Raw genomic sequence first — 26,553 nt, forward strand, 5'->3', positions numbered from 1 at the left:
TGAACTGGCCCAGCGCAATCGCGGTGGAAAGACGGGTGGCGCCGGTCTATGTAAGGTATCGGACCTCACATCACGGCAGGCAGGATCATGACTACACATTCGCGCGGCGTTTCCGCAACGATCGACACGGTGAAGCTCGACAGGCTGGCGGAAGTCGCCATCAAGGTCGGCCTGCAATTGCAGCCCGGCCAGGATCTCGTACTGACCTCGTCGATCGCGGCATTGCCGCTGACCAGGCGCATCGTCGAGCATGCCTACAAGGCCGGTGCCGGTCTGGTGACACCGATCTTCAACGATGACGAGATGACGCTGGCGCGCTATCGCTTCGGCGCCGACGCCAGCTTCGATCGCGCCGCCGGCTGGCTCTATGAAGGCATGGCGAAGGCTTTTTCCAACAATGCCGCCAGGCTTGCCGTGCGCGGCGAGGATCCGTCGCTCCTGTCGGCGCAGGACCCGGCAAAAGTGGCGCGCGCCAACAAGGCCAATTCCATGGCCTACCAGCCGGCGCTGGAAAAGATCACCGGCTTCGACATCAACTGGAACATCGTCGCCTATCCGGACCTCGCCTGGGCCAAGCAGGTGTTTCCCGATGACGCCGACGACGTCGCGGTGGCGAAGCTCGCCGACGCGATCTTCGCGGCGTCGCGGGTCGATGTGGAAGACCCGATCGGCAATTGGAAGGCGCACAACGCCGCGCTGCGCGGCCGAACCGAATGGCTGAACGGCCATAATTTCCATGCGCTGCACTTCACCGGACCAGGCACCGACCTGACAGTCGGGCTGGCGGACGGCCATGAATGGATGGGCGGCGCCTCGACCGCCAAGAACGGCATCACCTGCAATCCCAACATCCCGACCGAGGAGGTCTTCACCACGCCGCATGCCAGGCGCGTCGAGGGCCATGTCTCCTCGACCAAGCCGCTGTCCTACCAGGGAACGTTGATCGACGAGATTTCGGTGCGTTTCGAGGAAGGCAGGATCGTCGAGGCCAAGGCGTCGAAGGGCGAGGATGTGCTGAAGAAGGTGCTCGACACCGACGAGGGCGCACGGCGTCTCGGCGAGGTGGCGCTGGTGCCGCATTCCTCGCCGATCTCGGCCAGCGGCCTGTTGTTCTTCAACACGCTTTTCGACGAAAACGCCGCCTGCCACATCGCGCTCGGCCAGTGCTATTCCAAGTGCTTTGTCGACGGTGCCTCGCTCAGCCAGGACGAGATCGCCGCGCGCGGCGGCAACAAGAGTTTCATCCACATCGACTGGATGATCGGCTCGGACAAGATCGACATTGACGGCGTCCACAAGGACGGCAGCCGTGTGCCGGTGATGCGCAAGGGCGAGTGGGCCTGAGGGGTTCGGCGTAGGGAGGTCGAATGGCGTTCGACCTGATGGTCAAGCGGATCTACGAGCCGGCCGCTGCCGATGACGGGCAGCGGGTGCTGGTCGATCGCATCTGGCCGCGCGGCGTCAGCAAGGAGCATGCCGCGCTGGCGCTGTGGCTGAAGGAGATCGCGCCGAGCGACGAGTTGCGGAAGTGGTTCGGGCATGAGCCCGCACGCTGGGCGGAGTTCCAGAAACGCTATCGCGTCGAGTTGGATCGGAATGAAGAAGCGGTGACGCAACTGCGCGACCTGCTTCGGGAGGGCAAGGTAACGCTGCTCTACGGCGCCCATGACGAGGCGCACAACAATGCGGTGGCGCTGGCGGAGTATTTGCGCGGGAGAGGCTGAGGCGGCCATAACTTTCTGGGGCCGGCGGGACAGCGCCCCCCTCTGTCCTGCCGGACATCTCCCCCACAAGGGGGGAGATCGGCAGCTTCAACGGCTTCGCTACCTACTTCACCGCCTGCTCATAAACATCCGGCTTGAACCCAACCAGAACCCGATCGCCGATTTCCAGCACCGGCCGCTTGACCATCGTCGGCGTGGCCAGCATCAGCGCCTTGGCCTTCTTTTCATCGATGCCTTGCTTGTCCTTGTCCGCCAGTTCTCGGAATGTGGTGCTGCCCTTGTTGAGCAGCTTTTCCCAGCCGACCTTGCCGACCCAGCCATCCAGCCGCTTCGCGTCCAGCCCCTCCGCACGAAAATCGTGGAAGCGATAGGCCACGTCATGGCTCTCCAGCCAGACGCGCGCCTTCTTGACCGTGTCGCAGGTGGTGATGCCGTAGATCGTAATCGTCAAAGCGCGTCCCTCAAGCTGACAGTCGAATCCGTCCCACAGCCTAAAACCGCCCTTCCCGCTTTGCCAGCACCCAGGCCCGCAACCGCGGAATTTTCGGGCGACAACCACGAAGAGATGGGTTTCTTCGATGGCTGGGGCACTGTGACCGATCAGCTTGCCGAGTATGTGAAGACGATTTGAACCTCTCGCATGGAGGCCAGGACACCGTCCCGGCCGCCATGCTTGTTTCTCGATCCTGTAGCGAAGAGCCGACTCCGAAGTCGGAGCTTCCAGCCTCAGTAGTAGAAGCGCTCTTCGGTGATCTTGCCGTTCTTGACCGTGTAGAGGCCAACCTCGTCCATGGCGACACGCTCGCCGGTGGCCTTGGGCGTGACGTCAAACTTGAAGCGCACCGCGAACTGGTCGCCGTTGACATAGGGCCCTTCGACCGAGCCGCCATGCACTTCATGGTTTTCCTGCCACCATTGGCTTTTCTGCCTGAGGGCCTCCTTGCCATGGCTGACGGCCATCGGGCCCTCCATGGCTTCGTAGCTGGCGATATCGTCGGCATTGTATTTTTCAGCAGCACCGGCGTTATCACCCTGCTTGAGGAGTTCGGTGAAATCCTTGGCAATGTCCGTGATGGTCATGTGTGTTCCTCCTGTTCAGACGCACTGCAATTAGGGAAGAGCCTGCCCGTCTGCCACCTGTGCCCACATGACAGCTGACAAAGTGTGTCAGGACGATCGATATAGCGCGGCTCTGTGACGATGAATTGCAGGAGCGCCGGCAGCGGCCTCGGTTGCGGACGCAAGCCAATTCCGCAATGCTGGATGCATGTGCAACCTCTACAACATCACCACGACGCAAGAGGCGGTCCGCCAATGGACGCGCGCGCTGCGCGATATCAGCGGCAACCTTGAACCTTCCGTTGACATCTACCCCAATCAGCCCGGCCCGGTCGTCCGCAACACGGCAGACGGGAAGCGTGAGCTGGCGAAACTGCTTTGGGGGTTGCCGACGCCACCAGAGCGCATGAAGGGTAAGGCCGACTACGGCACGACCAACGTTCGCAATCCACAATATTCGCACTGGCAACAGTTTGTCGGGGTCGAGCATAGATGCGTCGTACCGGTCACCAGTTTTGCCGAACCCAGCCCGACACCGAGCGACAAGGACCCAGAAACAGGCATCCAGCGCAATTACTGGTTTGCCCGTGACGAATGCCGGCCGCTGTTCTTCTTCGCCGGCTTCTGGACCCGTTGGCAGGGTGTTCGAAAGGTCAAGGACGGACCGGGCGACTTCGAGTTATTTGCCTTCATGACAACCAAGCCTAACGCCCTCATCGCGCCGATCCATGAGAAGGCCATGCCAGTAATCCTGACCACGTCGGAGGAGACCGAGGCCTGGCTGGCGGCACCCTGGGCAGAAGCACGGCATTTGCAGCGAACAGCGCCAGACAACGCGTTGGTCGTCGTTGAGAAGCCAGCCACACAAATCAAGTTTCCGCAGCAGGCACCGGCCCAAGGGTCTCTGTTCTAGGCTGAAGGGACAGCCGCGTTCCTCATTCCTCGTCTCGCCATATCACACGGCGAACCATGCGGATTTCGACAAGGCGTCTCACACGAATTTTCAAGCGCTCGGCAGCGCTCGGCAAAATTATGTCGGCATCAAGCTCGCGAAGCTTGCAGCGCTCGCACCGCATATGCCGTTCGACATCCCAAAAGGCAATGTCACCGACAAGCTTCGCGAGATCGCCGGGCAGATAGTGCCGGGTGATGTTGCAGTGCCGGCATCGGACACGAATGAGTTGCCCCACTTCGTGCGCGAGGCATAGGGTTTGTACATTTCGGCGCGGTCGGGTGCTCAATTCCGGCATCAACTAATTTAGGAATGTCTTCCTAGATTAGTCAATTCCTACTTAATTCCATGGTCGTTTGTTCACATGTCGATCAGACCCGCGGTTGCGGGCGACCATGCGAAGGCGGAAGAGGCTAGCCCGGCAGCATGGGGCAGTTGGCGCCACGGCGCAGGCTGACATGCGCCACATCGCCAATGCTGAATTGAAACCCCTCGGCCTGGCGCGGCGCATCGATCACCACCGGCAACCCCTGCCCAAGTTCAGCATGCAGCCGCAAGGTACGGCCGTGGAAGACGATGCTGTTCACCCGCGCCGGCGCGGTTCCTTCGGTCGCCTCGGTGGCGGCCAGCAAGTCCTCCGGACGCACGCCGATGGTGCGCATCTCACCTTCGCCGGGTGCCTGGCCGGTTTCGGAGGTAGCCTCCAGCGGCAGAGCGCCGGCAGTGAAGCGCAAACGATCGCCGTCGCGGCCGACAAAGCGCGACTGCAGCAGGTTCATGGTGCCGATGAAGCTCGCCACGAACTTCGTCGCAGGCCGGTCATAGAGCGTCGCCGGCGGCGCGATCTGCTCGATGCGGCCCTTGTTCATGACGACGATGCGATCGGAGATCGACAGAGCCTCGGTCTGGTCATGGGTGACCATGACGAAGGTCGTGCCGAGCCGCGACTGCAGCCGCTTCAACTCGACCTGCATCTGTTCGCGCAGATGCGCATCGAGCGCCGACAGCGGCTCGTCGAGCAAGAGCACGCGCGGCTCGCAGACGATGGCGCGAGCAAGTGCCACGCGCTGGCGCTGGCCGCCCGACAATTCGGAGACACGGGCGCGAAGCTTGTCGGCGAGACCGACCATGCCCAGCGCTTCGCCGACCCGCTTTGCCTGCTCGACTCCCGTCAATCTGCGCAATGACAGGCCGAAGCCGACATTGTCGGCGACATCCATATGCGCAAACAGCGCGTAATCCTGGAACACCGTATTGACCGGCCGGTCGAAAGGCCGAAGCGCCGTGATGTCGCGGCCGTCGAGCAAGACCTTGCCGCTCGACGGGCTTTCGAAGCCGGCGATGACGCGCAGGCTGGTGGTCTTGCCACAGCCTGACGGCCCGAGCAGCGTGATGAACTCGCCGCTGATAATGTCGAGATCGACGGTATCGAGCCCAACGATGCCGCCCGGGAAAACCTTGGAGACCGCCTGCAACCGGACGAGTGGATCAGGCGCCATCGCGAACCTCGGAAGGCTTCGTGGTGTTGACCCACAGGATCTGGCATTGCTCGGCGCCGGGATTGCGGAAGGCATGCAACAGCGTGCTCTTGAAGGCAAAGCTGTCGCCGGTCTTCAGCCCGTATTTTGTCGAGTCCACCACCAGTTCGGCCTCGCCCGAAAGCACATAGCCGAATTCATGACCGGCATGGGCATAGGCTTCCGCCGTGCCGCCACCGGCCTCCACCGTCACCAGCATGCCGGTCAGCGTCGCACCGGGCGGCGACAGCAGCGCCTTGGCAATGCCTTCCGACTTGACGGGAATGGAGCGCCGCTTGTCGGCGCGCACGCAATAGAGATCGTTGACGGCCTCGTCGCCATCGGCGATCAGCGCCGAAGGCTCGATGTCGAGGGCGGCGGCGAGCGGCCAGATCACCTTGACGCGCAGCGAGGACATGCCGCGCTCGATCTGGCTCAGCGCGCCGATCGACACGCCTGCCCTGGCCGCCAGTTCGGCCAGTGACAGGCGCCGCTCCAGCCGCAGCGCCCGCACACGGCGCCCGACGCGAACATCGGCATCGTCCCTGGGTTTTTCGGCGGCGTCGTCCAGCATGTCCATGCATTCGTCCTCGTTGTCTTTCCCTTCTCCCGCAACGGGAGAAGGCAAGAGTGCTCACCCACCAGCCTTCACTTTCTCGAACATCTTGGCCACATCGTCGTTCTGCTTCATCGGCCCGGTGAAGATCGTGGTTTTCAGCATCACTTCCGGATCGGACGGCAGTTGCAGCTTTTCCAATTCATCCTTCGCCACGCCGGCGAAGGCGGTGCTCAGAGAACTACCATAGCCATAGGACTGGATCAGGTACTTGCCCGAATCGGCATCGAGCCGGCTGTTGATGAAATCATAGGCCAGATCGACATTCTTGGCGTCCTTCAGCATCACGAAGCCGCAGGCCCAGGTCAGCATGCCTTCCTTCGGCTTCATGAACTCGACCGGCACGCCCTGCTTCTTCAGCGAGGTGGCCGACGCGTTCCAGGTCATGGCGGCGACAAGCTGGCCGCTGGCCAGCGCCTGCTCGACCGACGTCATGTCCGTGGTGTAGCTCGACAGCAGCGGGCGTTGTTCGCGCAGCTTTGCCGCGACCTTGTCCATCTCAGCGGGCGTCATGTCGAACGGATTGACGCCGGCCAGAAGCGCGGCGACGATCGGCGTGTCATGCACGGCGTCGATCGTCGCCATGCGTCCGGCATATTGCTTGTCCCACAGCAGGTTCCAGCTTGCCTCGGGGTTCTTCACCAGATCGGTGCGGTAGAGGATGGAGGTGTTGCCCCAGTCCCACGGCACCATCCACACCTTGCCGTCGCCGGCCTGCAGGTCGGGCAGGTTCTTGAACACCGGGAAGATCGAATCCCAGTTCTTGATGCGCTTGGTGTCGATCGGCTGCAGCAGGCCTTCCTTGTTCCAGCGCGCCACCTTGTCATAGCAGGGATGCGCGATGTCAGGCCGGAAGCCGGCCTTGACCTTGGTGAAGGCATCGTCGTCGTCGCCGAAGATCGAGGCCTCGACGCCATCGGGATGAGCGGCGAGGAAGCTCTTGTTGAAATCGGGCAGTTCGTAACCCGACCAGGTGAAATATTGCAGCTTTTCGGCGGCCGGCGCTACGGTCGAAGACAGTGCTAGCGCCAGCGCGGCGAGGCCGGCGCGCGCCTTGTATCCGGTTATCGATGTCAGGTGGAATGTCATTTTCGTTCTCCTCTCATTGTTATGGTCAGGCTGGATCGCGGCGCGCGGCACCGAGCCCGCGATGGCGCAGGATCTCGGCAGTGCCGGCGATGATGAAGGATGTGGCCAGGATCACCGTCCCCAGCGCCATGACGGTCGGCAGCGAGCGGGGAAAGCGCAGTTGGCTCCAGATATAGAGCGGCAGGGTCGGCTCGGTTCCGGCAAGGAAGAAGACGACGATGAACTCGTCGAAGGAGATCAGGAAGGCCAGCATGAAGGCCGACAGCACGGCGGGCAGGCTGAGCGGCAGCATGACGCGCCGGAACGTCGTCCAGTCGGAGGCGCCGAGGTCGAGCGCCGCCTCGCGAACCGTCCTGGGGATGGCGGCGAAACGGCTGCGCATGACGACCACGGTCGTCGGCAAAGCCACGAGTATGTGGCCGAGCACGATGGCGACTCGCGACGGCCCAAGGCCGATGAGGTTGATCAGGATCAGCAACGATATGCCGACGATGACGCCGGGGATGAGGATCGGCAGGCGGGCTATGGCGCTTATGGTGGCGGCAAGCGGCGAGCGGCCATAGAGGTCCATATAGGACACGGTGATGCCGCACAGCGTGGCACCGGAAGCGGCGATGGTGCCGATGACGAGGCTGTTCAAGAGCGCGCCGGACAGCGCCGGATTGCCGTAGAGCGTCGCATACCATTGCGACGTAAAACCCTGCAGCGGAAACGCCGCCTGGATGGAATCGTTGAAGGAAAACAGCGGAATCAGCAGGACCGGCAGATAGAGAAACACCAGATAGGCAAGGACGTAGAGGCCGAGCCAGCGGCCATCCGGTTTCGTGCCGGCGCGTTCGGCTTTCATGTGCGGCTGCCAAATCTGCGGTCGGCACCGCGCGCGACCAGCACCACGACGAGGATGACCAGCATGACGCAGACCGAAAGCGCGGCGCCGAACGGCCAATCATTGGCCTTGCCGAACTGCGACTGGATCAGCGTGCCGATCATGGTGCTGGCCGGGCCGCCGACCATGGCCGGCGTGACATAGTCGCCGACCGTCGGCACGAAGACGACGAGCGCGGCCGCCAGCACGCCCGGCATGGAGTTCGGCAGCACGACGCGGCGGAACGCGGTAAACGGCCGCGCGCCGAGGTCGGAGGCAGCCTCGAGCAGCGATTTCGGGATGGTGTCGAGCGCCACATAGATCGGCAGGATGGCGAAGGGCGCATAGGCGTGAGCCAGCGTGACGACCACAGCGGCCGGCGTGTTGAGAAAAGCCAGTGTCGGCTCCGACCAGATGCCGCTTTCGATCAGCGCCGAGTTCAGGACGCCGTTATAGGCGAGCACGATCTTCCAGGCGAAGACGCGCAGGAGATAGCTGGTCCAGAATGGCAGCGTCACCAGGAACAAGAGCAGGCCGCGCCGGCGCCCGGCATGGAAGGCAAGATAATAGGCGACGGGATAGGCGGTGGCGACGGTTGCCAGCGTCACCAGGCCGGCGATGACCAGCGAGCGCAGCGTCACCGTCCAGTAGAGCGGATCGGTGGCCACGGTGACGAAGTTCTCGACGGTCAGCCCGACGCCGAGGAGCGAGCCGTCATTGCCGCGGAAGGCGAGGAACAGCACCAGGCCAAGCGCGAACAGGATCAGCAGGAAAGTGACCAGCGCCCCTGGCAAAAGCATGGCGAGCCGGAAGCCCGATGAAGACCGGGCCCCTGGCGCTTGTGCTGCAACTAAGGCCGACATCGACCTGCCCACCAAATTTGAAATTGGCTAACAGTTTTTCATATTCGTGAAACTGTCAAGCAGAATCCGGCTTTCCTGAATTGGTTGTCATCAACGCTCCAGCGACTGCCGGAACGCTTGGGACTTTGCCCGGTATGGTCAAAAAGCCGTAGCCGACCTGGTAAGCCTGCCGTTCTCGGCCGCGTTCGTCAGCTAATCTCATCCGAACCGTTTGGCCGGTGTGCCTCGAACGGCTGCGCGCACCGCGAACAGCCCGCCCTCCTGCGGGTTTGCCTGCAAATGTCTCTCGCTCATGGTAAACCGCGCCGAAGTGACGAAGAGGGTATCGAAATTCTCGCCGCCGAAGGTGCAGCTCGTGGGCCAGCTGCACGGCAGGTCCACCACCTTGTCCAGGACCCCGTCAGGTGAAATGCGAACCAGGCACCCGCCCCCCGCAACGCGACAGTTCCAGACATAGCCTTCCGCATCCATGCACGACCCGTCCGGCAGACCGCGTGGAAAGTCCGAGAAGAAGGGACGCCTATCGGTTATTCGCGACCGCACCCTGTCCCAGCGATAACGAAAGACCTGGTTCTTCGTCGTGTCCGCCGTGATGAAGGCATTATCCGCTGTCCAGATCATCGTGTTGGTGATGCCGAAGCGATCGGCACTGAGCGCCTCGACAATGCCGGCTGTGTCGACGCGATAGATCCGCCCCGCATCTCGCGAAATATCGCGCGCAAGATCATCGTCGTCGATGTTGTTTTCCATGGTGCCGACCCAGAACGAGCCATCCGGGGCGACCACGCCCTCATTCAACCGTGTGTCAGGGCTGTCCGGTTCGATCGTCGCGATCGTCCTGAAGGCTTCTCCGAAATCCCACAGAGCCACATCCTTTCGCAGCCCGACGATCGCGCCACCGTCCCCGCGCAGGCCAATCGAGGTTGCGAGGTCCGGTGTCTGCCAACTCTGATGATCGCGAGTAACCGGATCGAGCTGGTGGATGCGTCGCCCGACTATATCCACCCAGATCAGTGTCTTCCTGTTCTCGTCCCAGAGCAGGCTCTCACCGACGATATCCTGGGCATCGAACGCCAAGCCTGGCCGTTTTTCTCCGCTATCCACTGCCCTTCCTCTCCAACTGTCGCGTAGTCAACCGCTATTGACAGACAAGATTTCACAAAGATATACACATTTCAAGAAAACATGTCATACAGGTTTTGGGCAAATGGTAAGCGATCGCAGCATAGGGCCTGACGAGACAAATCCCGGGCTGGTGAGCGCCGCCATTCAGGCCATCACCCAACACATCCGCGTTGAAGGCCTTGGCCCTGGCGACCTCTTGCCCAGTGAAGCCGACATGACCCGCAAGCTCAGTGTCTCGCGCACGGTGGTGCGGGAGGCGTTTCGGTCGCTGTCGGCGATGCGCCTGATCGACATGAGCGCCGGGCGGCGCGCCAGCGTTGCCAAGCTCGACATTGGCGCGATGTCGATGGTGATCGAGCACGGCGTCACGACCGAACAGATCAGCATCCAGCAGGTCTATGATGTGCGCCGCACCATCGAAATGCGCACGGTGGCGCTGGCCGCGCTCCGGCGGACCGACGCGGAGGCGGCTGACGTTCAGAAATGCGCGCAGCTGATGCGCGAGAATTACCGTGCGCCGGAGATCGTCATGGAACACGACATCGCATTCCATGAAGCGATCGCGCGGGCCTCTCACAACCCGGTGTTTTCGTTGATCATCAACGCCTTCAGCGGCGTCACGCGACGCACCTGGGTGATCGGCTGGCGTACGCGTGCAACCGAGGAAGAGCAGATCAAGATGATCGAGGGGCACGCGGATATTGCTCGGGCGATCATCGCGGGGAACCCGCAACTCGCCGCCGAACATATGGCCGCGCATTTCGACAAAAGCGTCAAGGCATTGATCGACGCGGGGATCGCATGAAAATCCGCTCGCTTGAGACCATTCGTATCGAAGAGCGGCCCAATCTGCTCTGGATCGAGGTGCATACCGACGAGGGCATCACCGGCCTTGGCGAAACCTTTTTCTTGGCCCGCACGGTCGAGGAATATGTCCATGAATATGTCGCGCCGCGCGTGATCGGCCGCGATCCACTGCAGATCGATCTGCTTTCCGCGGACCTGGTCGGCTATCTTGGTTTCCGCTCAAGCGGGGTCGAAGTCCGCGGCAATTCCGCCTTCGACATCGCGCTCTGGGATATTTTCGGCAAGGCCATGAACCAGCCGATCGCGCAACTCCTGGGAGGCTTTTCGCGGCAGTCCATCCGTACCTACAACACCTGCGCCGGCACCGAATACATCAAGGACAGCAAGGGGCAGACCACCGCGAATTATGGTCTCGGCACAAGGCAAGGCTACGACGACCTGAACGGGTTTCTCCACCGCGCCGACGAATTGGCAGCGGAGCTGCTCGAGGACGGCATCACGGCCATGAAGATCTGGCCTTTCGACCATGCGGCCGAGAAAAGCCGAGGGCAAGACATCAACGCCGGCGACCTGAAAGCCGCGCTGCAACCCTTCGAGAAGATCCGCAAAGCTGTCGGTGACAAGATCGACATCATGGTCGAGTTCCACTCCATGTGGCAGCTCTTGCCCGCGATCAAGATTGCCAAGGCGCTCGGGCCTTACGGCACGTACTGGCATGAGGATCCCATCCGCATGGACAGCCTCGCCGATCTCAAGCGCTATGAGGCCGCGAGCCCGGCACCGATCTCGGCGTCGGAAACCTTGGGCAGTCGCTGGGCATTCCGCGACCTTCTGGAGACCGGCGCCGCAGGCATCGTCATGCTGGACATTTCCTGGTGCGGCGGGCTTTCCGAAGCACGCAAGATCGCGGCGATGGCTGAGGCCTGGCATTTGCCGGTCGCGCCGCACGACTGCACCGGGCCGGTGGTTCTGGCGGCGTCCACGCATTTGTCCCTCAACGCGCCCAACGCACTCGTACAGGAGAGTGTGCGGGCATTTTACAGGACCTGGTATCGCGACCTCGTGACCGCGCTACCGGAAGTCAAGGACGGCATGATCACCGTGCCGCCTGGCCCCGGCCTCGGGCTGGAACTCAATCCCGACCTCGGTCGGGCCTACACCGTCCATCGCCGCGTCTCCGACAAGGCGGACATCTGAAGAACACCAACGGGAGGATTAGTAATGAAACGACTGACTGCAACGCTTTTGCTCGCGACGACACTGTTCGCCGGGCCTTCCGTCGCCAGCGCCGACGGGCTCAACATCGTCTTCACGCACCATTCGTCGGCGTCGAACACCTTCTGGCAGGCGGTGAAAAAGGGCTTTGACGATGCCTGCGGCAAGGTCGAGGCCAAGTGCAACATGATTTTCACCCAGACCGAAGGCTCGGTCGAGCAGCAACTCGCCAACATGCGCGCCGCGCTTGCGGCAAAGCCGGATGCCCTGCTGACCTCGATTGTCGACAACAAGGCGTTCGACGACGTCATCAAGGAAGCGCGAGATGCCGGTGTGTTGGTGATTGCCGTCAATGTGGATGACACCGAGGGCGCCAAGGGCAATGCGCGGCAGGCCTTCATAGGGCAGGGTTTCAAGCCGGCGGGCTATTCGCTCGGCAAGGCGATTTCCGAGAGCTTCCCGAAAGAGGGGGCAATCAAGGTTCTGGTCGGCATTTCCGCACCCGGCCAGAACTGGTCCGAAAGCCGCGGCGCAGGCGTGATGCAGTTCCTGGAAGAGTACAAGGCGGCCCACCCCGACCGCCAGGTCTCATGGGAGCGGATCGACAGCGGAACGGACCTCGCGATCACGTCCGATCGTGTCGGCGCCTATCTCAATGCGCATCCCGACACCACAGCCTATTTCGACACCGGCTTCTGGTGCGCGGGCGTAGCGCGGTCGCTGCAGGATCGCGGCGTCGCGCCGGGCAAGGTCCTCCTTGGCGGGTTCGATCTGGTGCCGGAAGTGCTGCAGCAGATGCAGAAGGGCTACGTACAGGCTTTGGTGGACCAACAGCCCTACATGCAGGGCTTCATGCCGGTCATGGAAGCCTACCTGAACAAGAAGGTAGGTCTGGCCCCCTCCGACATCGATACGGGTCAAGGCATCGTGCGCCCGAATCAGGCCGACGCGATCATGACACTTTCATCGCAAGGCCTGCGTTAAGCCCACGCGCGCCATGTGTTCACCCGGCGGTGTTCGCACCGCCGGGTGGTCCCTTGCCTCGAATTCCTGGAGCCTGCCTTGAAACGCCTCTTCAAGACCTATCTGGAAAAGCCGGAACTGGCGGGACTGATCCTGCTGGTGCTTCTGGTGGTGATTTTCGAGATCCGCTCGAATGGCGTGTTCCTCAACCAGGATAACCTTCGCGGCATGCTCGGCATTCTGCCGGAAACGGGCCTCGTCGCCATCGGCGTCACCATCTTGATGATCAGCGGAGAGTTCGACCTTTCGGTTGGATCGGTGTTTGCCCTGATGCCGATGTGCATGGCGGTCCTCATGGTCGAAGGGGTGCCTTTCCCGCTTGCTTTGGTGGCCGGGCTTGTCGTTTGCGCGGTGATCGGATTTATCAACGGCTATGTGACGATCTGGTTCGAGATCCCGAGCTTCATCACCACGCTCGGCATGCTTTTCATCGCCCGGTCGCTGACGATCGTCGTCTCGGGCGGGTTTCCACCCTTGCTTCCCGCCGATCTTCCGAACTGGCTGTTCACTTCGTTCGTCGGCCCTGGCAACATGTTCCGCATGTCGTTCCTGTGGTTTGCGGGAATTGCCCTGCTGACGTCACTGATGCTTTCCAGAACCAATTTCGGCAATTGGATAAAGGCCACCGGCGGCTTCCACCCGGCTGCCGCCTCCATGGGCATCCCGACCGCGAGAGTAAAACTCGCATGCTTCGTGCTTTGCTCGATGCTGTCGGGCTTCGCCGGCATGTTGCAAGTGCTGAGGCTGGGCTCTCCCTTGCCTTCCATCGGCGAAGGCCTGGAGCTCCAGGCGGTGGCCTCGGCGGTCATCGGCGGCGCGTCGCTCGCAGGCGGCATCGGTACCGTCGCCGGCGGCATCATCGGCACAATCCTCATCCGCATCATCGACAACGGGCTGGTGCTCTCCAATGTCGACGCGAACTGGTTCAAATTCGCGATCGGCTTCCTGACCATTTTCGCCGTCGTCGCCAACGCCTGGATGCGCAAGCGCGCCAAGGCGATCAAGATGGAGGGCTGAGCCATGGAAGACGCAATCATCTCCGTCCGCAATCTTCACAAATGGTATTCCGGCGTCCACGCGTTGAAGGGCGTGAGCCTCGACCTGAAGCGAGGCGAGGCACTTGGGCTGGTCGGCGACAACGGTGCCGGCAAATCGACGCTCATCAACATTCTGTCAGGCGTCCACACCGCCGACGAGGGCGAGATCCTGGTCGAAGGCAGACCAGTGCGAATCGCCAGGCCGCGCGACGCGATGAACCTCGGTATCGAGACCATCTACCAGTACAATTCGATGGTCCCCACCATGTCGATCGCCAGGAACCTGTTTATCGGCCGCGAACCGACGCTGTTTTCCGTATTCGGCGTCGGCATCCTGGATCAAAAGCAGATGGCCAGCGAGAGCATCAAGGCGATCGCCAATGTCGACCTGCATCTGCGCTCGCCCGACGCACTGGTCGGTGAATTGTCAGGCGGCCAGCGGCAGGGCGTCGCCATCGCGCGGGCCATGCATTTCAAGTCGAAGGTGATGATCCTCGACGAGCCGACCAATCACCTTTCGGTCAAGGAGACCAGCAAGGTCATCGGCTTTGTGCGTGGATTGAAGGCGCAAGGGGTGACCGGCGTTTTCATCAGCCACAACATGCATCACGTTTTTGATTGCTGTGATCGTGTGGTCGCGATGGCGCGCGGCGAGGTCGTTCTCGACAAGCGCATCGAGGAAACCTCCATCGATGAAGTTCACAACGTGCTTTGAGGAGCGGGAACGGTGATGACGAACCTTTCCGGTAAAGTCGTGCTCCTGACGGGTGGTCTGGGTTCGCTCGGCCGCGCCCAGGCTGCCGCGCTTGCCCGCGCTGGCGCGCGCGTGCTTCTGCTTGACCGACCGGAGAATGCGGAAGGGCCCAAGATCGCGGCGGAATTGGCGGCGACAAACAAAGGTACGATCGTCTATGTCGGTTGCGACTTGAACCAGCTGGCCGAAGCCGAGGCAGCGGTCAAGGCGCTCGTCGACGAAGAAGGCACGATCGATATTCTGATCAACAACGCGGCGCTCATCATCAACCGTCCGTTCGAGGAATTCTCACTTGGCGAGTACGAGGACCAGATCCGTGTAAATTCGTCAGCCGCCTTCGCGCTGGCGCGCGCCTGCGCGCCTGGCATGAAGAGGAAGGGCCAGGGCAGGATCGTCAATTTCTGCTCGGTGACGCTGAACGGCCGCTGGGACGGCTACGTGCCCTATGTGGCTTCGAAGGGAGCCATGCTGGGGCTCACCAAGTCGCTGGCGCGGGAATTAGGACCACACGGCATCACCGTGAACGCGGTGTCGCCAGGCGCCGTCGTTTCCGAGGCAGAGGAGCGCGTCTTCGGAGAACGGCTCGAGGAATACAACGACTGGATCCTTACCAACCAATGCCTGAAGCGACGCATCGAGCCGCAGCATATCGCCGATCTCGTGCTGTTCCTCGTCTCCCCGGCCTCGGACATGATCAGCGGTCAGAACATCAACATCGATGGCGGATGGTAGCCATAGCGGCCCTTCAATGACAAATGGCGATGAGATCGAACTTGCCGACGGGCGTGCAAGCCTTGTGGTGTGTCCCCGCGAGGGCGCCGCCATCCTGCGCTACGACGCGCTCCGCCCCGGCCGAGCACCTACGCCTCTGCTTGAGCCATCGAGAGGTCTGCTGAAGTTCGGGTCTCAACTGCTGATTCCCTGGTCAAACCGCATTTCCGGTGGAGGCTTCGAGTTTGACGGGCGCTTCCATGCGATAGAGCCCAATGTCGAAGGGGAGCGGTTCCCACTCCACGGCGACGCATTTCAAAGACCGTGGCGGTTGACGAGGCGAACCGGCACTGAAATCGAGCTGGCTCTGGAGGATGGGGCGATCGGACCCTACCGCTACCATGCAAGCGTCCGCTATGCATTGGAGGAAGGCGCGCTGTCCGCCGTGCTGGCTGTCGAAAACCGAGCCGCCATCCGCCTGCCCTACGGGCTGGGCTTCCACCCCTGGTTTCCGCGCCGCCCGCGCACTCTGCTGCAAGCATCGGCGCACAGTGTCTGGTTGGAAGACGAACGACACCTGCCGACGGGGGTGGTGCCGCTGGCCTCCCGGCCGGACTGGGACTTTTCGCAAGCCTCGCCGCTTCCCGACGCCTGGGTCAACAATGCCTTCGAAGGCTGGAACGGGCACGCCTCGATCATCCAGCCGGACGACGCCATCGCCCTCACGGTCGAGGCGTCGCCCTCGCTGAATGTCTTCGTCCTCTATTCGCCGGCACGAGACGCTGATTTCTTCTGCTTCGAACCCGTTTCACATGTGGTGGACGCCCATCACGGCAGCGGCCTGACGACGCTGGAAAAAGGCGGATCGACAAGCGCGCATTTGCGGTTACGCTGGGGTGAGCTATAGCGCCAGATCGGAAGTCGCGAAGCGGTGCAGTGGCATGGTGGCAAAGGCCATTTCCGTTGATCGTCCATCGCTTGGCACATGCTGCTTCAGGGCGTGTCGGCTTGAAGAGGCCATGCGCACCTCATAACATCGAACCATCCTGCGCAATAACGAGAGTGCAATGACAAACATGACGTTTCTGCCTGACGATGGCGTCTTTCTCGGCCGCGCTCGATCACCGGCTGTGCCCCATCCCCTGGTGGTCACGGTGCGTGACGGCACCGTCTTCGACATTACGTCGAGCGAGGCGCCGACCGTGCGGGACATCTGCGAGATGGCCGATCCGGCAGGGCATGTGCGCTCGGCCAAGGGCAAGCCGATCGGCTCGCTCGACGACATCGCGGCCAATAGTTTTGCAGCCGGGCGCGATCAGGCCAAACCCTATCTCCTCTCCCCGGTCGACCTGCAGGCGGTCAAGGCGTCGGGCGTCACCTTCGTCGTCAGCCTGCTAGAGCGGGTGATCGAGGAACAGGCGCGCGGCTCGGCGGAAAAGGCCGACGCCATCCGCGCCGACATTGCCGGGCTGATCGGCCACGATTTGTCGAAGCTCAAGCCCGGTTCGCCGGAAGCCATGGAGATCAAGGCCAAGCTGATCGCGCGCGGCGCCTGGTCGCAATATCTGGAAGTCGGCATCGGCCCCGATGCTGAGATCTTCACCAAGTGCCAGCCAATGGCGTCGGTCGGCTTCGGCGCCGATGTCGGCCTGCACCCGGTGTCGACCTGGAACAATCCGGAGCCGGAGATCGCCATGGTCGCCGCCTCGAGCGGCAGCATCGTCGGCGCCACCATCGGCAACGATGTCAATCTGCGCGACGTCGAAGGGCGTTCCGCTTTGCTGCTCGGCAAGGCCAAGGACAACAATGCTTCGGCCTCGCTTGGACCCTTCATCCGCCTGTTCGACGACACCTTCTCGATCGACGACGTGAAGAAGGCGGTCGTGCGCCTCAAGGTCGAGGGCGAGGATGGCTTTTCGCTGGAGGGCGCAAGCTCGATGGCCGAGATCAGCCGTTCGCCCGAAGAGCTCGTTGCCGCCGCGATGGGTCCGCACCACCAGTATCCGGACGGGCTGACGCTGTATCTCGGCACCATGTTCGTGCCGTCGAAGGACCGCGGCGAGAAGGGCAAGGGGTTTACCCACAAGGTCGGCGACATCGTCACCATCTCATCGGAAAAATTCGGCGCGCTGGTCAACCGGGTGCGGCTGTCGCCCGACTGCCCGCACTGGACCTACGGCGCCAGCCATCTCATGCGCGACCTGGCAAAGGCCGATCTGATCTAGACTCAATCCAAAACGCCATGACCTTGCTTGGCGTGGATGCCATCTGGGCCCGCCTTCACCACCGGTGCTCCGGTCGTGCTTGCCTTGGCGATCGACCGGCTGCGACGCCGCTGGCGCGCCGGACACAGCGCGGACAATCCGCCCGGCTGAGCCTCGCCGCCAATCATCCGACCGCTCCTGAAAAATCACCCCGGCTGATGCAATCTGATGGGACCGTTGATGGCGTCGCGTCAGGCGCCAACTACATCTGCAGATGGAGGCTTGCCATCCGTCGAAAAAGGGAATGCTCTGAGGCATCCGAGCGGCGCTGGCAAAAGACGCAATCCGGCCGACGCCGGAACAGGGACGGATCATCTTCAACCGGGAGGAAATCAAATGCTGACAAGACTGAGATTTGTGCTCTACGGCCTTCTGGTCGCGCTGACGGTCATTCCGGCAGCCGCGCAGGCCAAGACCTTCTACTGGATTTCGCATGGCGGCCCCGCCGACCCGGTCTGGACCTACTTCCTGGCCGGGGCCAAGCAATGGGCCAAGGACACCGGCAACACCGTCAACACCTCGTTCCACAATGGCGATGTTGCCTCCCAGCAGGAAGCGGTTCGCGCCGCCCTCTCGGCCAAGGCCGACGGCATCGTCACCACCAGCCCCGATCCGGGCAGCCTCGTCGAGATCGTCAAGGAAGCCCGCGCGGCCAACGTCCCGATCATCAACTTCAATACGCCCGATCCAAAAGCCAACTTCAATGCCTATGTCGGCGGCGACAACGTCACCTTCGGAAAGCATTGGGCGCAGTATCTGGTCGACAAGGGCCTGGTGAAGAAGGGCGACTTCGTCTGGATGCCGGTCGAGGTCCCCGGCGCCACCTATGGCGTCCAGGAAGAGGAAGGCATCAAGAGCGTCTTCGGACCGCTCGGCATCACCTATGAAGTGACCGAAGCGACGCTCGACCAGGCCGAGGTGATCAATCGCATGGTCGACTACCTCACCGCCCACAAGGGCAAGGTCAAGGCCGTTATCGGGCTGGGCGACCTCGTCACCGGCTCGATCAAGCGGGTGTTCGACCAGGTCGGCGTCAAGCCGGGTGAAATCCCTGTTGTCGGCTGGGGCAACTCGCTCGACACTACCCAGGAGGTTCTGAACGGCTACGTCAATGCCGGCCAGTGGCAGGACCCGCAGGCGACCAGCTATGTCGCGCTGTCGCTCGCCAACATGGCGGCGTCAGGCATTCCCCCGGGCTTCAACGTCATCACCGGCGCGCTCTATGAGAAGGACACCGCCGGCGTCTACGACAAGATCCTGTCCGGCAAATAAACCGCGATCCCTGGCGCCGCGCCCATCTGGCACGCGGCGCCAGATATCTGCTTGCGCCGCGACCATCCATCCGAGGCGGTGGAGATCGCGGCCCGTTCCAACCATGTCGCGGGTTCCCAGTGGAAAATCATTCGCTTGTCCAACGCCTGATTGCGCGGCCTGAATTCGGTCCCTTCGTGCTGCTCATCGTCGAGATCGGCGTTTTCTGGGGCTTCAACCACGACTTCCTGTCGCCGCAGAACATCTCCAACACCCTGGCCTTCACGGTCGAACTCGGCCTGATCGCGCTGGCGATGACCTTGCTGATGACATCAGGCGAATTCGACCTGTCCGTCGGATCCCTGTTCGGCTTCTCGCCAGTGCTGATGTGGACGCTGTTCAACGGCGGCGTCACATCGCTGGAGATGGGCTTCGTCGTCGCGCTGGTGGTTGCCGCCTTGATCGGCCTGGTCAATGGCTGGTTCGTCACGCAGCTCAAGATCCCGTCCTTCCTGGTGACGCTCGGCATGCTGCTGGTGGTGCGCGGCAGCGCGCTTTTCATCACCGACGGTTTTCCGCAGCGCACCTGGAGCGCCGAGGGCAGCTGGCTGGCGGAGGCACTGGTCGGCGACTTCTTCATCGGGCCGTTCCGCATCTACATGTCGCTGTTCTGGTTCATCGCCGCGGCGATCGCGCTCGGCTATGTGCTGACGCAAAGCCGGACCGGCAACTGGATCCAGGCGGCGGGCGGCAATCCCAACGCGGCGCGTGCCCGCGGCGTCAATGTCAACCGCGTCAAGATCGGCCTGTTCGTGCTGTCGTCGCTCATGGCCTCGCTGGCCGGCGTCATCTCCTCGCTGCGCACGTCGGCCGCCAATCCCAACAGCGGCACCGGCTACGAACTCGAAGTCATCGCCATGGTGGTGATCGGCGGCACGGCGCTGACCGGCGGACGCGGGACCATCATCGGCACCGTGCTCGGCATCCTGATCCTGCGCGTGATGCGCAACGGCATCGTGCTGATCGGCGTGCCCGGTCTTGCCTACAATATCTTCATCGGCGCGATCATCCTTGGCATGATGGCGCTCCACTCATGGCTGGAACGCCGGCACCAGGCAGGGACTTGAACCATGGCCGAGCCATTGATCCGCATGCAGAACATCCGCAAGTCCTACGGCCGCGTGCAGGCGCTTGTGGACGCTAATTTCCATGTCAACGAGCGGGAGATCGTCGGCCTGCTCGGCGACAATGGCGCCGGCAAGTCGACGCTGATCAAGGTCTTGTCGGGCGCGGTGCCGCTGACCAGCGGCGACATCTTCATCCGCGGCAAGAAGGTCACCTTGCGCAGCACCAGCGATGCCATCGCGCAGGGCATCGAAACGATCTACCAGGATTCCGCGCTGGTCACGCAACTGTCGATCGCCCGCAATCTGTTCCTCGGGCGCGAGCCGATCAAGCCGCCGCGTTTCCTCAACCGCATGGACCAGGAGGCGATGAACAACGTCGCCCGCGACCTGCTCAAACAGGTCGGCATTTCGAAGAACATTCCACCGACGACGCCGATCGGCTCGCTCTCCGGCGGCGAGCGCCAGGCGGTGGCGATCGCGCGCGCCATGCATTTCGACAGCGACCTCATCATCCTCGACGAGCCGACCAACAATCTCGGCGTCGCCGAAACACAAGGGGTGCTTAGCTTCGTGCGCAGCGCCCGCGATTCCGGCCATTCCTGCATTTTCATCGCGCACAACATCCATCACGTCTTCCAGGTGGTCGACCGCATCGTCGTCATGCGCCGGGGCAAGGTGGTCGCCGACGACATCGACCCGAAGAAGACAACCGTGACGGAGGTCGAACGGATCATCACCGGCATGTCGGACAAGGAAATCCGCGACGCCGTCGCCGACGGCAGGCCGTCGCACTGAGGACGGGCGGACCCGTCTTGCCGAAGCGGCTCAATGCGCATGGCGGCGATGGGTGTCAATCACCCGTCCGTCGGATCGCATCGGCTGCGAAATCACTTATCTGGCGCGTCATCGCATCGGCGCGTAGGGTTGCGGCATGAAGGCCACCGTCTCCGACATCGCCAGGAATTGCGGACTGTCGACCGCGACGGTCGACAGGGTGCTCAACAACCGGCCGGGCGCCAGCGCCGCCAACCGGCAACGCGTGATGGAAGCCGCCAAACAGCTCGGCTATCTGCCGGTCGCCGATCAGGTGACGCTTCCCTCCAGACCGGCAAACCTCGAGTTCTTCCTGCCGATCGGCAGCAACGCCTTCATGCAGGATCTGGCAAGGCACATCGAGGACTATGCATCGCGCCTGCCGCTGGTCGCTTCGTGCCGGATCCACAACCTCGCCGGCATCTCGCCGAACGCGCTGCAGAGCGCCGTGGAAAACCTGTCGCTGAGGGCCAATGGCGTCGGTGTCATCGCCATCGACCATCCGCGAACCCGCAACATCCTGCGCGACATCGTCGAAACCGGCATCCGCCTGGTGACGCTGGTGTCCGATATTCCGGCCGCTCCCCGCTCGGCCTATGTCGGCATCGACAACCGGGTGGCGGGCCGAACGGCGGCACTTCTGATGGGTCGCTTCCTCGGCGGCCGCGAAGGCCATCTGGCGATGGTCGTCGGTTCACGCTCCTACCGCGGTCATGAGGAGCGCGAAATGGGCTTTCGCTCCGTGCTCGGCGAGGAGTTTCCCAACCTCGCCGTGACCAGCGCCGTCGAGATCAACGACGAACCGGATGCCAGCTACGCCGAGACCATGAAGGCACTGCACAACGAACCGGAACTGCTCGGCATCTATTGCGTCGGGGCCGGACGCTCCGGTGTTGCCAGAGCCATCCGGGAAGCCAGGCCCAACCGCAAGCCGGTGTTCATCTGCCACGACCTTACAAAGGAGACGCGCGGCTACCTCGTCGACGACCTCGCCGACGTCGTCATCGACCAGAACGCCAGGCTGATCGCCGAACAGTCGGTCATCCGCCTGCTCGGCTCCATCGCCTCATCGGCGCCCTATCTTACCCGGAAATTCATCGAGCCGCGCCTGATTTTCAGGGAAAACGTGCCGGTGCAGTGAGGCGAGACCGCCTGGCAATGCCGGCTTTCCTTGGATTTGTCTGATAATTGACACGGCAAATCTGCACAGCTGCTATGCACAATTCATTGTTGCCGAATCATTGGGCAACTCGTAGTTTCTGGTCGTCGGCCATCTACTCCTCCCAGATGCGATGCCGACGCTGAATGGGGCGCACCTCCTCCCGCGCCACATTCGAAAATCGAGCCCGCTGCCACCTCCTCCCGGCAGCGGGCTTTTTTCATTCAATATCGGAAATTCCTGTGCCGCCCGCGCCAAAGGGCGCCAAGCATCGCCTCGGTCATACGACCGGCAAATCGCCAGCAGTCGCGGCGGATTTCAACCGGCGGCGGTGCCCCGGAAGGAAACGATCAACCCTTCGGCCATGCGCACGAACTGCGTGCTCGGGCCTTCGGCGCCCACGGTCTGCACGCTGACACGGGCGCCCTCGAACAGCAGCGACAGCGTATCGGCAAGCAGTTCGGCCTGACCGATGCCCGCACCCCGGCAGAGCGCCACCAGGCGTTCGCGCTGGGCTTCCTTGAGCTCCTTGATCACCAGTCTCGCCGGATGGTCCGGCTCAGTCAGCTCAGCGGCGGCATTGGCCATGTCGCAGCCGCGGCCGTCGGCATTGAGCATGGCAGCCGCCTTGCGAACCCAGGCATGCAGCTGCGCGAGCTTGTCGCCGGGGAACTCGGCCTCGAAAGCATCCCACATCGCGCCGGCCTTGGCCGCATTGGCGCGCAGGCACTCGACGATCAGTTCGTCCTTGGATTCAAAGTGACGATAGAGCGTCATCTTGTTCGTGCCGGCAGCTTCGGTGATGGCGTCGACGCCGACGCCCTTGATGCCATGCTTGTGGAACATGTCGCGTGCCGTCTCCAGAATCCGATCCCTGGGACGAGAGCGCTCCACGACGCCGTCTGTCATCATGATCTCCTTTCGTTTCCAAAAAACCCTCGGCCACCTCTTGACTAGGGTGTTACCGGTCTGTAACTTCCAGAATGTTACTTACTGGTAACACCTACGTCGTCCGTCGTCAATAACAAGGCCGTGAACTGGTCCTGCCAGATGAGACGGACGAGAAACTGCCAATCATGCGGCTCCGGCCGGTGAGGGAATGGAAAACGGTTCGCGAGCATGGGCTGCGAATCGACAGACAAGGAGCCGGCCAATGCCACAGCGCCGCGATCTTACCATAGATGAGGCCGTCCGGGATCCGATGATCCGGCTGGTCATGAAGGCAGATGGGGTCGACCCCCGGGCCCTCGAGAAGATGCTTCGCTCGCTTGCCGATGGGCAGCGTCGCGAAGTGCCGTTGCTGCGTTCACGGGAAGCCTCCCGTGACGGGCACGGCCAGTTATCCAGAGTTGCCAGCGCCTTCGGGCGGGCAAGAGCAGCCGGCGAGGCATGTGTGTCGTGGTAAATTTCTTCATTCACCGTCCGATCTTCGCGTCGGCGATCGCCATCATCATGGTGCTCGCCGGGACGATTTGTTATTTCCTGCTGCCGGTCTCGCAGTTTCCAGACATCACGCCGCCCCAGGTCGTGGTCAGCGCCCATTATCCGGGCGCCAGCGCGCAAGTCGTGGCCGACACGGTGACGACGCCGCTGGAGCAGCAGATCAACGGCGTGCAGGGCATGACCTACATGTCGTCGACGAGCTCCAATGACGGCTCCTCGACCATCACCATCACCTTCGATGTCGGCTACTCCCTGAGCACCGCTGCCGTCGACGTCCAGAACCGCGTCTCGCAGGCGGCCTCCTCGCTGCCGGCGATCGTCAATCAGGGCGGCGTGACGATCAAGAAGCAGAACCCGAACTTCGTGCTCATCGTCAACCTCACCTCGCCCGACAAGTCGGTCGATCCGGTGGCGCTGTCGAACCTCGCCTATCTGCAGGTCGTCGATCCGCTGAAGCGGCTGCAAGGCGTCGGCGACGTGCAGATCTTCGGCGAGCGGCGCTATTCGATGCGCGTCTGGCTCGATCCGGACAAGCTTGCCAATCTCGGCATTACCGCCGTCGACGTGCAGAATGCCATCGCCGAGCAGAACGTCCAGGTGGCGGCCGGCAAGATCGGCCAGTCGCCGGCGCCCGCCGGCACCGCCTTCGAGATGCAGGTCAACGCCGTCGGGCGCCTGAGCGACCCGAAGGAATTCGGCGACATCGTCGTGCGCGCCAACACCGACTCCGGCTCGCTGGTGCGGCTGCGCGACGTCGCGCGTATCGAGCTCGGCGCGCTGCAATATTCGTCCTCGGCGTTCTTCGGCAAGGACCCGACCGTGGTCCTCGCCGTCTACCAGATGCCCGGTTCCAACGCGCTCGACCTTCAGCAGCGCGTCAAGGACAAGATGCAGGAACTGTCGGCGCGTTTCCCGAAGGGCGTGTCCTATGCCATGCACTACGACACGACGCGCTTCGTCTCGGCGTCGATGCATGACGTGCTGATCACGCTCGGCGAAGCGCTGGTGCTGGTCGTTGCCGTGGTGTTCATCTTCCTGCAGAGCTGGCGCACGACCATCATCCCGACCATCGCCATTCCGGTGTCGCTGGTGGCGACGCTGGTCGTCATGGAGATGCTGGGCTTCTCGCTCAACATGCTCTCCTTGCTCGGCATGGTGCTGGCGATCGGCCTTGTCGTCGACGACGCCATCGTGGTGGTCGAGAATGTCGAACGACAGCTCGAGGCCGGGCTGAAACCATTGGCGGCGACCAAGGCCGCCATGGCCGAAGTCACCGGTCCGATCATCGCCACCACCGCGGTGCTGATGGCCGTGTTCGTGCCGGTCGCCTTCATTCCGGGCGTGTCGGGGCGGCTCTACAACCAGTTCGCGCTGACGGTGGCGATTTCGGTCGGCATCTCGGCCTTCAATTCGCTGACGCTGAGCCCTGCGCTCAGTGCCGCTTTCCTGCGTCATCGCCATGGGCCGCAGTTCTTCCTGTTCCGCTGGTTCAACACCGGCTTCGACAGGCTGTCGCATGCCTACGCCCACGGTGTGCGCTTTCTGATCCGCCTACGCTGGATCATGCTCGGCCTGTTCGCCGCCGGGTTGGTCGCCACCTATTTCGTCTGGCAGAAACTGCCGTCGACCTTCCTTCCGGTCGAGGACCAGGGCTATTTCTTCGTCGTCATCCAGTTGCCCGACGGTGCCTCGCTCGAGCGCACCGACGCGGTGGCCCAGAAGGCGCGTGACATCCTGCAGGCAACGCCCGGCGTCGACATTGTCGGCTCGATCAGCGGCCTGAACTTCCTGACCAGTGCGGCGCAGTCGAACTCGGCTGTCGAGTTCGCCATCCTCAAGCCATGGGAAGAGCGTGGCCCCGACCAGAGCGCATCGAAGCTCGTCGCCGACGTGCGCGGCAAGCTGATGCAGATTCCGGAAGCTTTCGCGCTCTCCTTCGATCCGCCTTCGATCCCGGGCATCGGCACCACGGGCGGCTTCGAATTCGTCGTCGAGGATCTCACCGGTCGCGGCAGCACGGCCCTCAATGACGCGACGCAAGCCGTGATCGCCGAGGCGCGCAAGCAGCCGGAAATCAATCCGCAGCAGTTGTTCTCGCCATTCTCGACCTCGACGCCGCAGTTCAACTACGACCTCGACCGTAGCAAGGCCAAGCTTCTCGGCCTCAACCTGCCCGATGTCTTCAACACGCTGCAGATCTATCTCGGCTCGCTCTACGTGAATGACTTCAACCTGTTCGGCCGCACCTTCCGGGTGACCATCCAGGCCGACAAGGATGCACGTGCGGGCGCCGCCGACATTTCGCGGCTCTATGTACGCAACGCCTCGGGCGGCATGGTGCCGCTCAGCACGCTGGGCAAGCTGGTGCCGTTCGTCGGGCCGGAAACCGTGCCGCACTACAACAACAACGCCTCGGCCTCGATCAATGGCGGTGCCGCGCCGGGCTTCTCCTCGGGCCAGGCTGTCGCTGCCATGGAACGGGCGGCCGCCACCGCGCTCCCCAGGGATTTCGGTTTCGAATGGACCGGCATCACCTTCCAGGAGCTCAAGGCAGGATCCATCGCGTCCGTCGTCTTCGGCCTCGCCATCGTCTTCGTCTTCCTGATCCTGGCGGCGCAATATGAGAGCTGGGCGATGCCGTTCATGGTGCTGCTGGCGGTGCCATTGGCCTTGTTCGGTGCCTTCGCGGCGCTATCGGTGCGCGGCATGCAGATCGACGTCTACTCGCAGATCGGCTTCGTCATGCTGATCGGCCTGGCGGCCAAGAACGCGATCCTGATCGTCGAGTTCGCCAGGCGGCGACGCGAGGAGGGCCTCAGCATCGTAGAGGCGGCGATGGAAGCCGCCCGGCTCAGGCTGCGGCCGATCCTGATGACGGCCTTCGCCTTCATCCTCGGCGTGCTGCCGCTAATGTTCGCCACCGGCGCCGGTGCCGCAAGCCGCCAGTCGATCGGCACCACGGTGTTTGGCGGCATGGTCGCTGCGACCATCCTGTCGCTGGTGTTCGTGCCGGTCTTCTACGCGGTCATCGAACAGTTGCGGGAGCGCCGCGAAAGCGGCGAACCCGCCTCCAGGCATACTGAACCAACTGCCGAACCCGCCTTCCCTCCCCTGGCGGAAGCGGCCGAATAAGATTGGA

The 26,553-nt window shown here is 62.7% G+C and carries 27 protein-coding genes; 17 read left to right on the plus strand and 10 right to left on the minus strand.

What is annotated here, in order from left to right; genetic code table 11:
• The first annotated feature begins 87 nt into the window (after positions 1–87).
• Together CK228_RS01660 and CK228_RS01665 are read left to right on the plus strand one after the other, a co-directional pair.
• Positions 88–1,344, plus strand: a complete 1,257-nt coding sequence (locus CK228_RS01660; protein ID WP_095771092.1) for an aminopeptidase — start codon at positions 88–90, stop codon at positions 1,342–1,344.
• Positions 1,345–1,367: 23 nt separating this feature from the next.
• On the plus strand, positions 1,368–1,724 hold the full coding sequence (locus CK228_RS01665; protein ID WP_095786653.1) for a DUF488 domain-containing protein: 357 nt from the start codon (positions 1,368–1,370) through the stop codon (positions 1,722–1,724).
• Positions 1,725–1,827: 103 nt separating this feature from the next.
• On the opposite strand, the gene CK228_RS01670 is transcribed toward CK228_RS01665, so the two are convergent.
• Together CK228_RS01670 and CK228_RS01680 are read right to left on the minus strand one after the other, a co-directional pair.
• Positions 1,828–2,175 (minus strand): ArsC family reductase, encoded by a 348-nt coding sequence (locus CK228_RS01670; RefSeq protein ID WP_095786654.1) that lies wholly within the window; start codon positions 2,173–2,175, stop codon positions 1,828–1,830.
• Between the two features lie 275 nt (positions 2,176–2,450).
• On the minus strand, positions 2,451–2,804 hold the full coding sequence (locus CK228_RS01680) for a SnoaL-like domain-containing protein (RefSeq protein WP_095771095.1): 354 nt from the start codon (positions 2,802–2,804) through the stop codon (positions 2,451–2,453).
• Between the two features lie 187 nt (positions 2,805–2,991).
• Between CK228_RS01680 and CK228_RS01685 the strand changes: the two genes are divergently transcribed.
• Together CK228_RS01685 and CK228_RS36270 are read left to right on the plus strand one after the other, a co-directional pair.
• Positions 2,992–3,696, plus strand: a complete 705-nt coding sequence (locus tag CK228_RS01685) for an SOS response-associated peptidase (RefSeq protein WP_095786655.1) — start codon at positions 2,992–2,994, stop codon at positions 3,694–3,696.
• A gap of 163 nt (positions 3,697–3,859) precedes the next feature.
• Positions 3,860–3,991 carry a hypothetical protein gene (locus tag CK228_RS36270; RefSeq protein ID WP_280951002.1) on the plus strand — a complete coding sequence of 44 codons (132 nt, stop codon included), beginning with the start codon at positions 3,860–3,862 and terminating at the stop codon, positions 3,989–3,991.
• 157 nt (positions 3,992–4,148) lie between these two features.
• Here CK228_RS36270 and CK228_RS01695 read toward each other — a convergent pair whose 3' ends face one another.
• The 6 genes from CK228_RS01695 to CK228_RS01720 all read right to left on the minus strand — a co-directional run bounded on the left by CK228_RS01695 (position 4,149) and on the right by CK228_RS01720 (position 9,762).
• Positions 4,149–5,234, minus strand: a complete 1,086-nt coding sequence (locus CK228_RS01695) for an ABC transporter ATP-binding protein (RefSeq protein WP_095786657.1) — start codon at positions 5,232–5,234, stop codon at positions 4,149–4,151.
• On the minus strand, positions 5,224–5,832 hold the full coding sequence (locus tag CK228_RS01700) for a cupin domain-containing protein (RefSeq protein WP_095771098.1): 609 nt from the start codon (positions 5,830–5,832) through the stop codon (positions 5,224–5,226). Before CK228_RS01700 ends, CK228_RS01695 begins: the two co-directional genes overlap by 11 nt.
• A gap of 54 nt (positions 5,833–5,886) precedes the next feature.
• Positions 5,887–6,957, minus strand: a complete 1,071-nt coding sequence (locus CK228_RS01705; RefSeq protein ID WP_095786658.1) for an ABC transporter substrate-binding protein — start codon at positions 6,955–6,957, stop codon at positions 5,887–5,889.
• Between the two features lie 25 nt (positions 6,958–6,982).
• Positions 6,983–7,804 (minus strand): ABC transporter permease, encoded by an 822-nt coding sequence (locus CK228_RS01710; RefSeq protein WP_095786659.1) that lies wholly within the window; start codon positions 7,802–7,804, stop codon positions 6,983–6,985.
• Positions 7,801–8,685 (minus strand): ABC transporter permease, encoded by an 885-nt coding sequence (locus CK228_RS01715; protein WP_095786660.1) that lies wholly within the window; start codon positions 8,683–8,685, stop codon positions 7,801–7,803. Before CK228_RS01715 ends, CK228_RS01710 begins: the two co-directional genes overlap by 4 nt.
• Positions 8,686–8,883: 198 nt before the next feature.
• Positions 8,884–9,762, minus strand: a complete 879-nt coding sequence (locus tag CK228_RS01720; RefSeq protein ID WP_245437943.1) for an SMP-30/gluconolactonase/LRE family protein — start codon at positions 9,760–9,762, stop codon at positions 8,884–8,886.
• 130 nt (positions 9,763–9,892) lie between these two features.
• Here CK228_RS01720 and CK228_RS01725 point away from each other — a divergent pair, with 130 nt between their 5' ends.
• From CK228_RS01725 to CK228_RS01760, 8 genes are all read left to right on the plus strand, one after another.
• On the plus strand, positions 9,893–10,615 hold the full coding sequence (locus CK228_RS01725) for a FadR/GntR family transcriptional regulator (protein WP_095786662.1): 723 nt from the start codon (positions 9,893–9,895) through the stop codon (positions 10,613–10,615).
• Positions 10,612–11,814 carry a mandelate racemase/muconate lactonizing enzyme family protein gene (locus tag CK228_RS01730; protein ID WP_095786663.1) on the plus strand — a complete coding sequence of 401 codons (1,203 nt, stop codon included), beginning with the start codon at positions 10,612–10,614 and terminating at the stop codon, positions 11,812–11,814. Before CK228_RS01725 ends, CK228_RS01730 begins: the two co-directional genes overlap by 4 nt.
• A 24-nt stretch (positions 11,815–11,838) precedes the next feature.
• Entirely contained in the window at positions 11,839–12,816 is a 978-nt protein-coding gene (locus CK228_RS01735) for a sugar ABC transporter substrate-binding protein (protein WP_095786664.1), read from the plus strand.
• Positions 12,817–12,894: 78 nt separating this feature from the next.
• Positions 12,895–13,872, plus strand: coding sequence for an ABC transporter permease (locus CK228_RS01740; protein WP_095786665.1), 978 nt, complete (start codon positions 12,895–12,897; stop codon positions 13,870–13,872).
• A gap of 3 nt (positions 13,873–13,875) precedes the next feature.
• Positions 13,876–14,607, plus strand: a complete 732-nt coding sequence (locus CK228_RS01745; protein ID WP_095771107.1) for an ATP-binding cassette domain-containing protein — start codon at positions 13,876–13,878, stop codon at positions 14,605–14,607.
• A gap of 15 nt (positions 14,608–14,622) precedes the next feature.
• Positions 14,623–15,378: an SDR family oxidoreductase gene (locus CK228_RS01750; RefSeq protein ID WP_095786666.1), complete on the plus strand. Its 756-nt coding sequence runs from the start codon at positions 14,623–14,625 to the stop codon at positions 15,376–15,378.
• A gap of 16 nt (positions 15,379–15,394) precedes the next feature.
• A complete protein-coding gene (locus CK228_RS01755) occupies positions 15,395–16,264 on the plus strand; it encodes an aldose 1-epimerase (RefSeq protein ID WP_245437944.1) in 870 nt (289 codons plus the stop codon).
• A 160-nt stretch (positions 16,265–16,424) separates the two neighbouring features.
• On the plus strand, positions 16,425–17,582 hold the full coding sequence (locus CK228_RS01760; RefSeq protein WP_095786668.1) for a fumarylacetoacetate hydrolase family protein: 1,158 nt from the start codon (positions 16,425–16,427) through the stop codon (positions 17,580–17,582).
• 2 nt (positions 17,583–17,584) lie between these two features.
• On the opposite strand, the gene CK228_RS35155 is transcribed toward CK228_RS01760, so the two are convergent.
• Positions 17,585–17,749, minus strand: a complete 165-nt coding sequence (locus CK228_RS35155) for a hypothetical protein (protein WP_179295770.1) — start codon at positions 17,747–17,749, stop codon at positions 17,585–17,587.
• 208 nt (positions 17,750–17,957) lie between these two features.
• On the opposite strand from CK228_RS35155, the gene CK228_RS01765 reads away from it, so the two are divergent.
• The 4 genes from CK228_RS01765 to CK228_RS01780 all read left to right on the plus strand — a co-directional run bounded on the left by CK228_RS01765 (position 17,958) and on the right by CK228_RS01780 (position 21,953).
• The gene (locus CK228_RS01765; RefSeq protein ID WP_095786669.1) at positions 17,958–18,893 is read left to right on the plus strand and encodes a substrate-binding domain-containing protein; all 936 of its coding nucleotides are present in this window, start codon (positions 17,958–17,960) and stop codon (positions 18,891–18,893) included.
• 119 nt (positions 18,894–19,012) lie between these two features.
• Complete coding sequence (locus CK228_RS01770) at positions 19,013–19,999, plus strand: ABC transporter permease (protein WP_095771112.1); 987 nt, start codon at positions 19,013–19,015, stop codon at positions 19,997–19,999.
• Positions 20,000–20,002: 3 nt separating this feature from the next.
• Entirely contained in the window at positions 20,003–20,794 is a 792-nt protein-coding gene (locus CK228_RS01775; protein ID WP_095771113.1) for an ATP-binding cassette domain-containing protein, read from the plus strand.
• Positions 20,795–20,930: 136 nt separating this feature from the next.
• Positions 20,931–21,953, plus strand: a complete 1,023-nt coding sequence (locus CK228_RS01780; RefSeq protein ID WP_095786670.1) for a LacI family DNA-binding transcriptional regulator — start codon at positions 20,931–20,933, stop codon at positions 21,951–21,953.
• Between the two features lie 336 nt (positions 21,954–22,289).
• Here the strand turns inward: CK228_RS01780 and CK228_RS01790 are convergent, their stop codons facing one another.
• Positions 22,290–22,880: a TetR/AcrR family transcriptional regulator gene (locus tag CK228_RS01790; RefSeq protein ID WP_095771432.1), complete on the minus strand. Its 591-nt coding sequence runs from the start codon at positions 22,878–22,880 to the stop codon at positions 22,290–22,292.
• Positions 22,881–23,360: 480 nt separating this feature from the next.
• Between CK228_RS01790 and CK228_RS01800 the strand changes: the two genes are divergently transcribed.
• Positions 23,361–26,546, plus strand: a complete 3,186-nt coding sequence (locus CK228_RS01800; RefSeq protein WP_179295771.1) for a multidrug efflux RND transporter permease subunit — start codon at positions 23,361–23,363, stop codon at positions 26,544–26,546.
• Positions 26,547–26,553: the final 7 nt, after the last annotated feature.

Origin of the sequence: Mesorhizobium sp. WSM4312 (assembly GCF_002294875.1) — a bacterium.
In the GTDB taxonomy this organism is placed as follows: domain Bacteria; phylum Pseudomonadota; class Alphaproteobacteria; order Rhizobiales; family Rhizobiaceae; genus Mesorhizobium.

Coding starts and splice junctions, on each gene's coding strand:
- CK228_RS01660 (WP_095771092.1), top strand. CDS start 88: ATGACTACACATTCGCGCGGCGTTTCCGCAACGATCGACACGGTGAAG.
- CK228_RS01665 (WP_095786653.1), top strand. CDS start 1,368: ATGGCGTTCGACCTGATGGTCAAGCGGATCTACGAGCCGGCCGCTGCC.
- CK228_RS01680 (WP_095771095.1), bottom strand. CDS start 2,804: ATGACCATCACGGACATTGCCAAGGATTTCACCGAACTCCTCAAGCAG.
- CK228_RS01685 (WP_095786655.1), top strand. CDS start 2,992: ATGTGCAACCTCTACAACATCACCACGACGCAAGAGGCGGTCCGCCAA.
- CK228_RS36270 (WP_280951002.1), top strand. CDS start 3,860: ATGCCGTTCGACATCCCAAAAGGCAATGTCACCGACAAGCTTCGCGAG.
- CK228_RS01695 (WP_095786657.1), bottom strand. CDS start 5,234: ATGGCGCCTGATCCACTCGTCCGGTTGCAGGCGGTCTCCAAGGTTTTC.
- CK228_RS01700 (WP_095771098.1), bottom strand. CDS start 5,832: ATGGACATGCTGGACGACGCCGCCGAAAAACCCAGGGACGATGCCGAT.
- CK228_RS01705 (WP_095786658.1), bottom strand. CDS start 6,957: ATGACATTCCACCTGACATCGATAACCGGATACAAGGCGCGCGCCGGC.
- CK228_RS01710 (WP_095786659.1), bottom strand. CDS start 7,804: ATGAAAGCCGAACGCGCCGGCACGAAACCGGATGGCCGCTGGCTCGGC.
- CK228_RS01715 (WP_095786660.1), bottom strand. CDS start 8,685: ATGTCGGCCTTAGTTGCAGCACAAGCGCCAGGGGCCCGGTCTTCATCG.
- CK228_RS01725 (WP_095786662.1), top strand. CDS start 9,893: ATGGTAAGCGATCGCAGCATAGGGCCTGACGAGACAAATCCCGGGCTG.
- CK228_RS01730 (WP_095786663.1), top strand. CDS start 10,612: ATGAAAATCCGCTCGCTTGAGACCATTCGTATCGAAGAGCGGCCCAAT.
- CK228_RS01735 (WP_095786664.1), top strand. CDS start 11,839: ATGAAACGACTGACTGCAACGCTTTTGCTCGCGACGACACTGTTCGCC.
- CK228_RS01745 (WP_095771107.1), top strand. CDS start 13,876: ATGGAAGACGCAATCATCTCCGTCCGCAATCTTCACAAATGGTATTCC.
- CK228_RS01750 (WP_095786666.1), top strand. CDS start 14,623: ATGACGAACCTTTCCGGTAAAGTCGTGCTCCTGACGGGTGGTCTGGGT.
- CK228_RS01755 (WP_245437944.1), top strand. CDS start 15,395: ATGACAAATGGCGATGAGATCGAACTTGCCGACGGGCGTGCAAGCCTT.
- CK228_RS01760 (WP_095786668.1), top strand. CDS start 16,425: ATGACAAACATGACGTTTCTGCCTGACGATGGCGTCTTTCTCGGCCGC.
- CK228_RS35155 (WP_179295770.1), bottom strand. CDS start 17,749: ATGATTGGCGGCGAGGCTCAGCCGGGCGGATTGTCCGCGCTGTGTCCG.
- CK228_RS01765 (WP_095786669.1), top strand. CDS start 17,958: ATGCTGACAAGACTGAGATTTGTGCTCTACGGCCTTCTGGTCGCGCTG.
- CK228_RS01775 (WP_095771113.1), top strand. CDS start 20,003: ATGGCCGAGCCATTGATCCGCATGCAGAACATCCGCAAGTCCTACGGC.
- CK228_RS01780 (WP_095786670.1), top strand. CDS start 20,931: ATGAAGGCCACCGTCTCCGACATCGCCAGGAATTGCGGACTGTCGACC.
- CK228_RS01790 (WP_095771432.1), bottom strand. CDS start 22,880: ATGACAGACGGCGTCGTGGAGCGCTCTCGTCCCAGGGATCGGATTCTG.
- CK228_RS01800 (WP_179295771.1), top strand. CDS start 23,361: ATGTGTGTCGTGGTAAATTTCTTCATTCACCGTCCGATCTTCGCGTCG.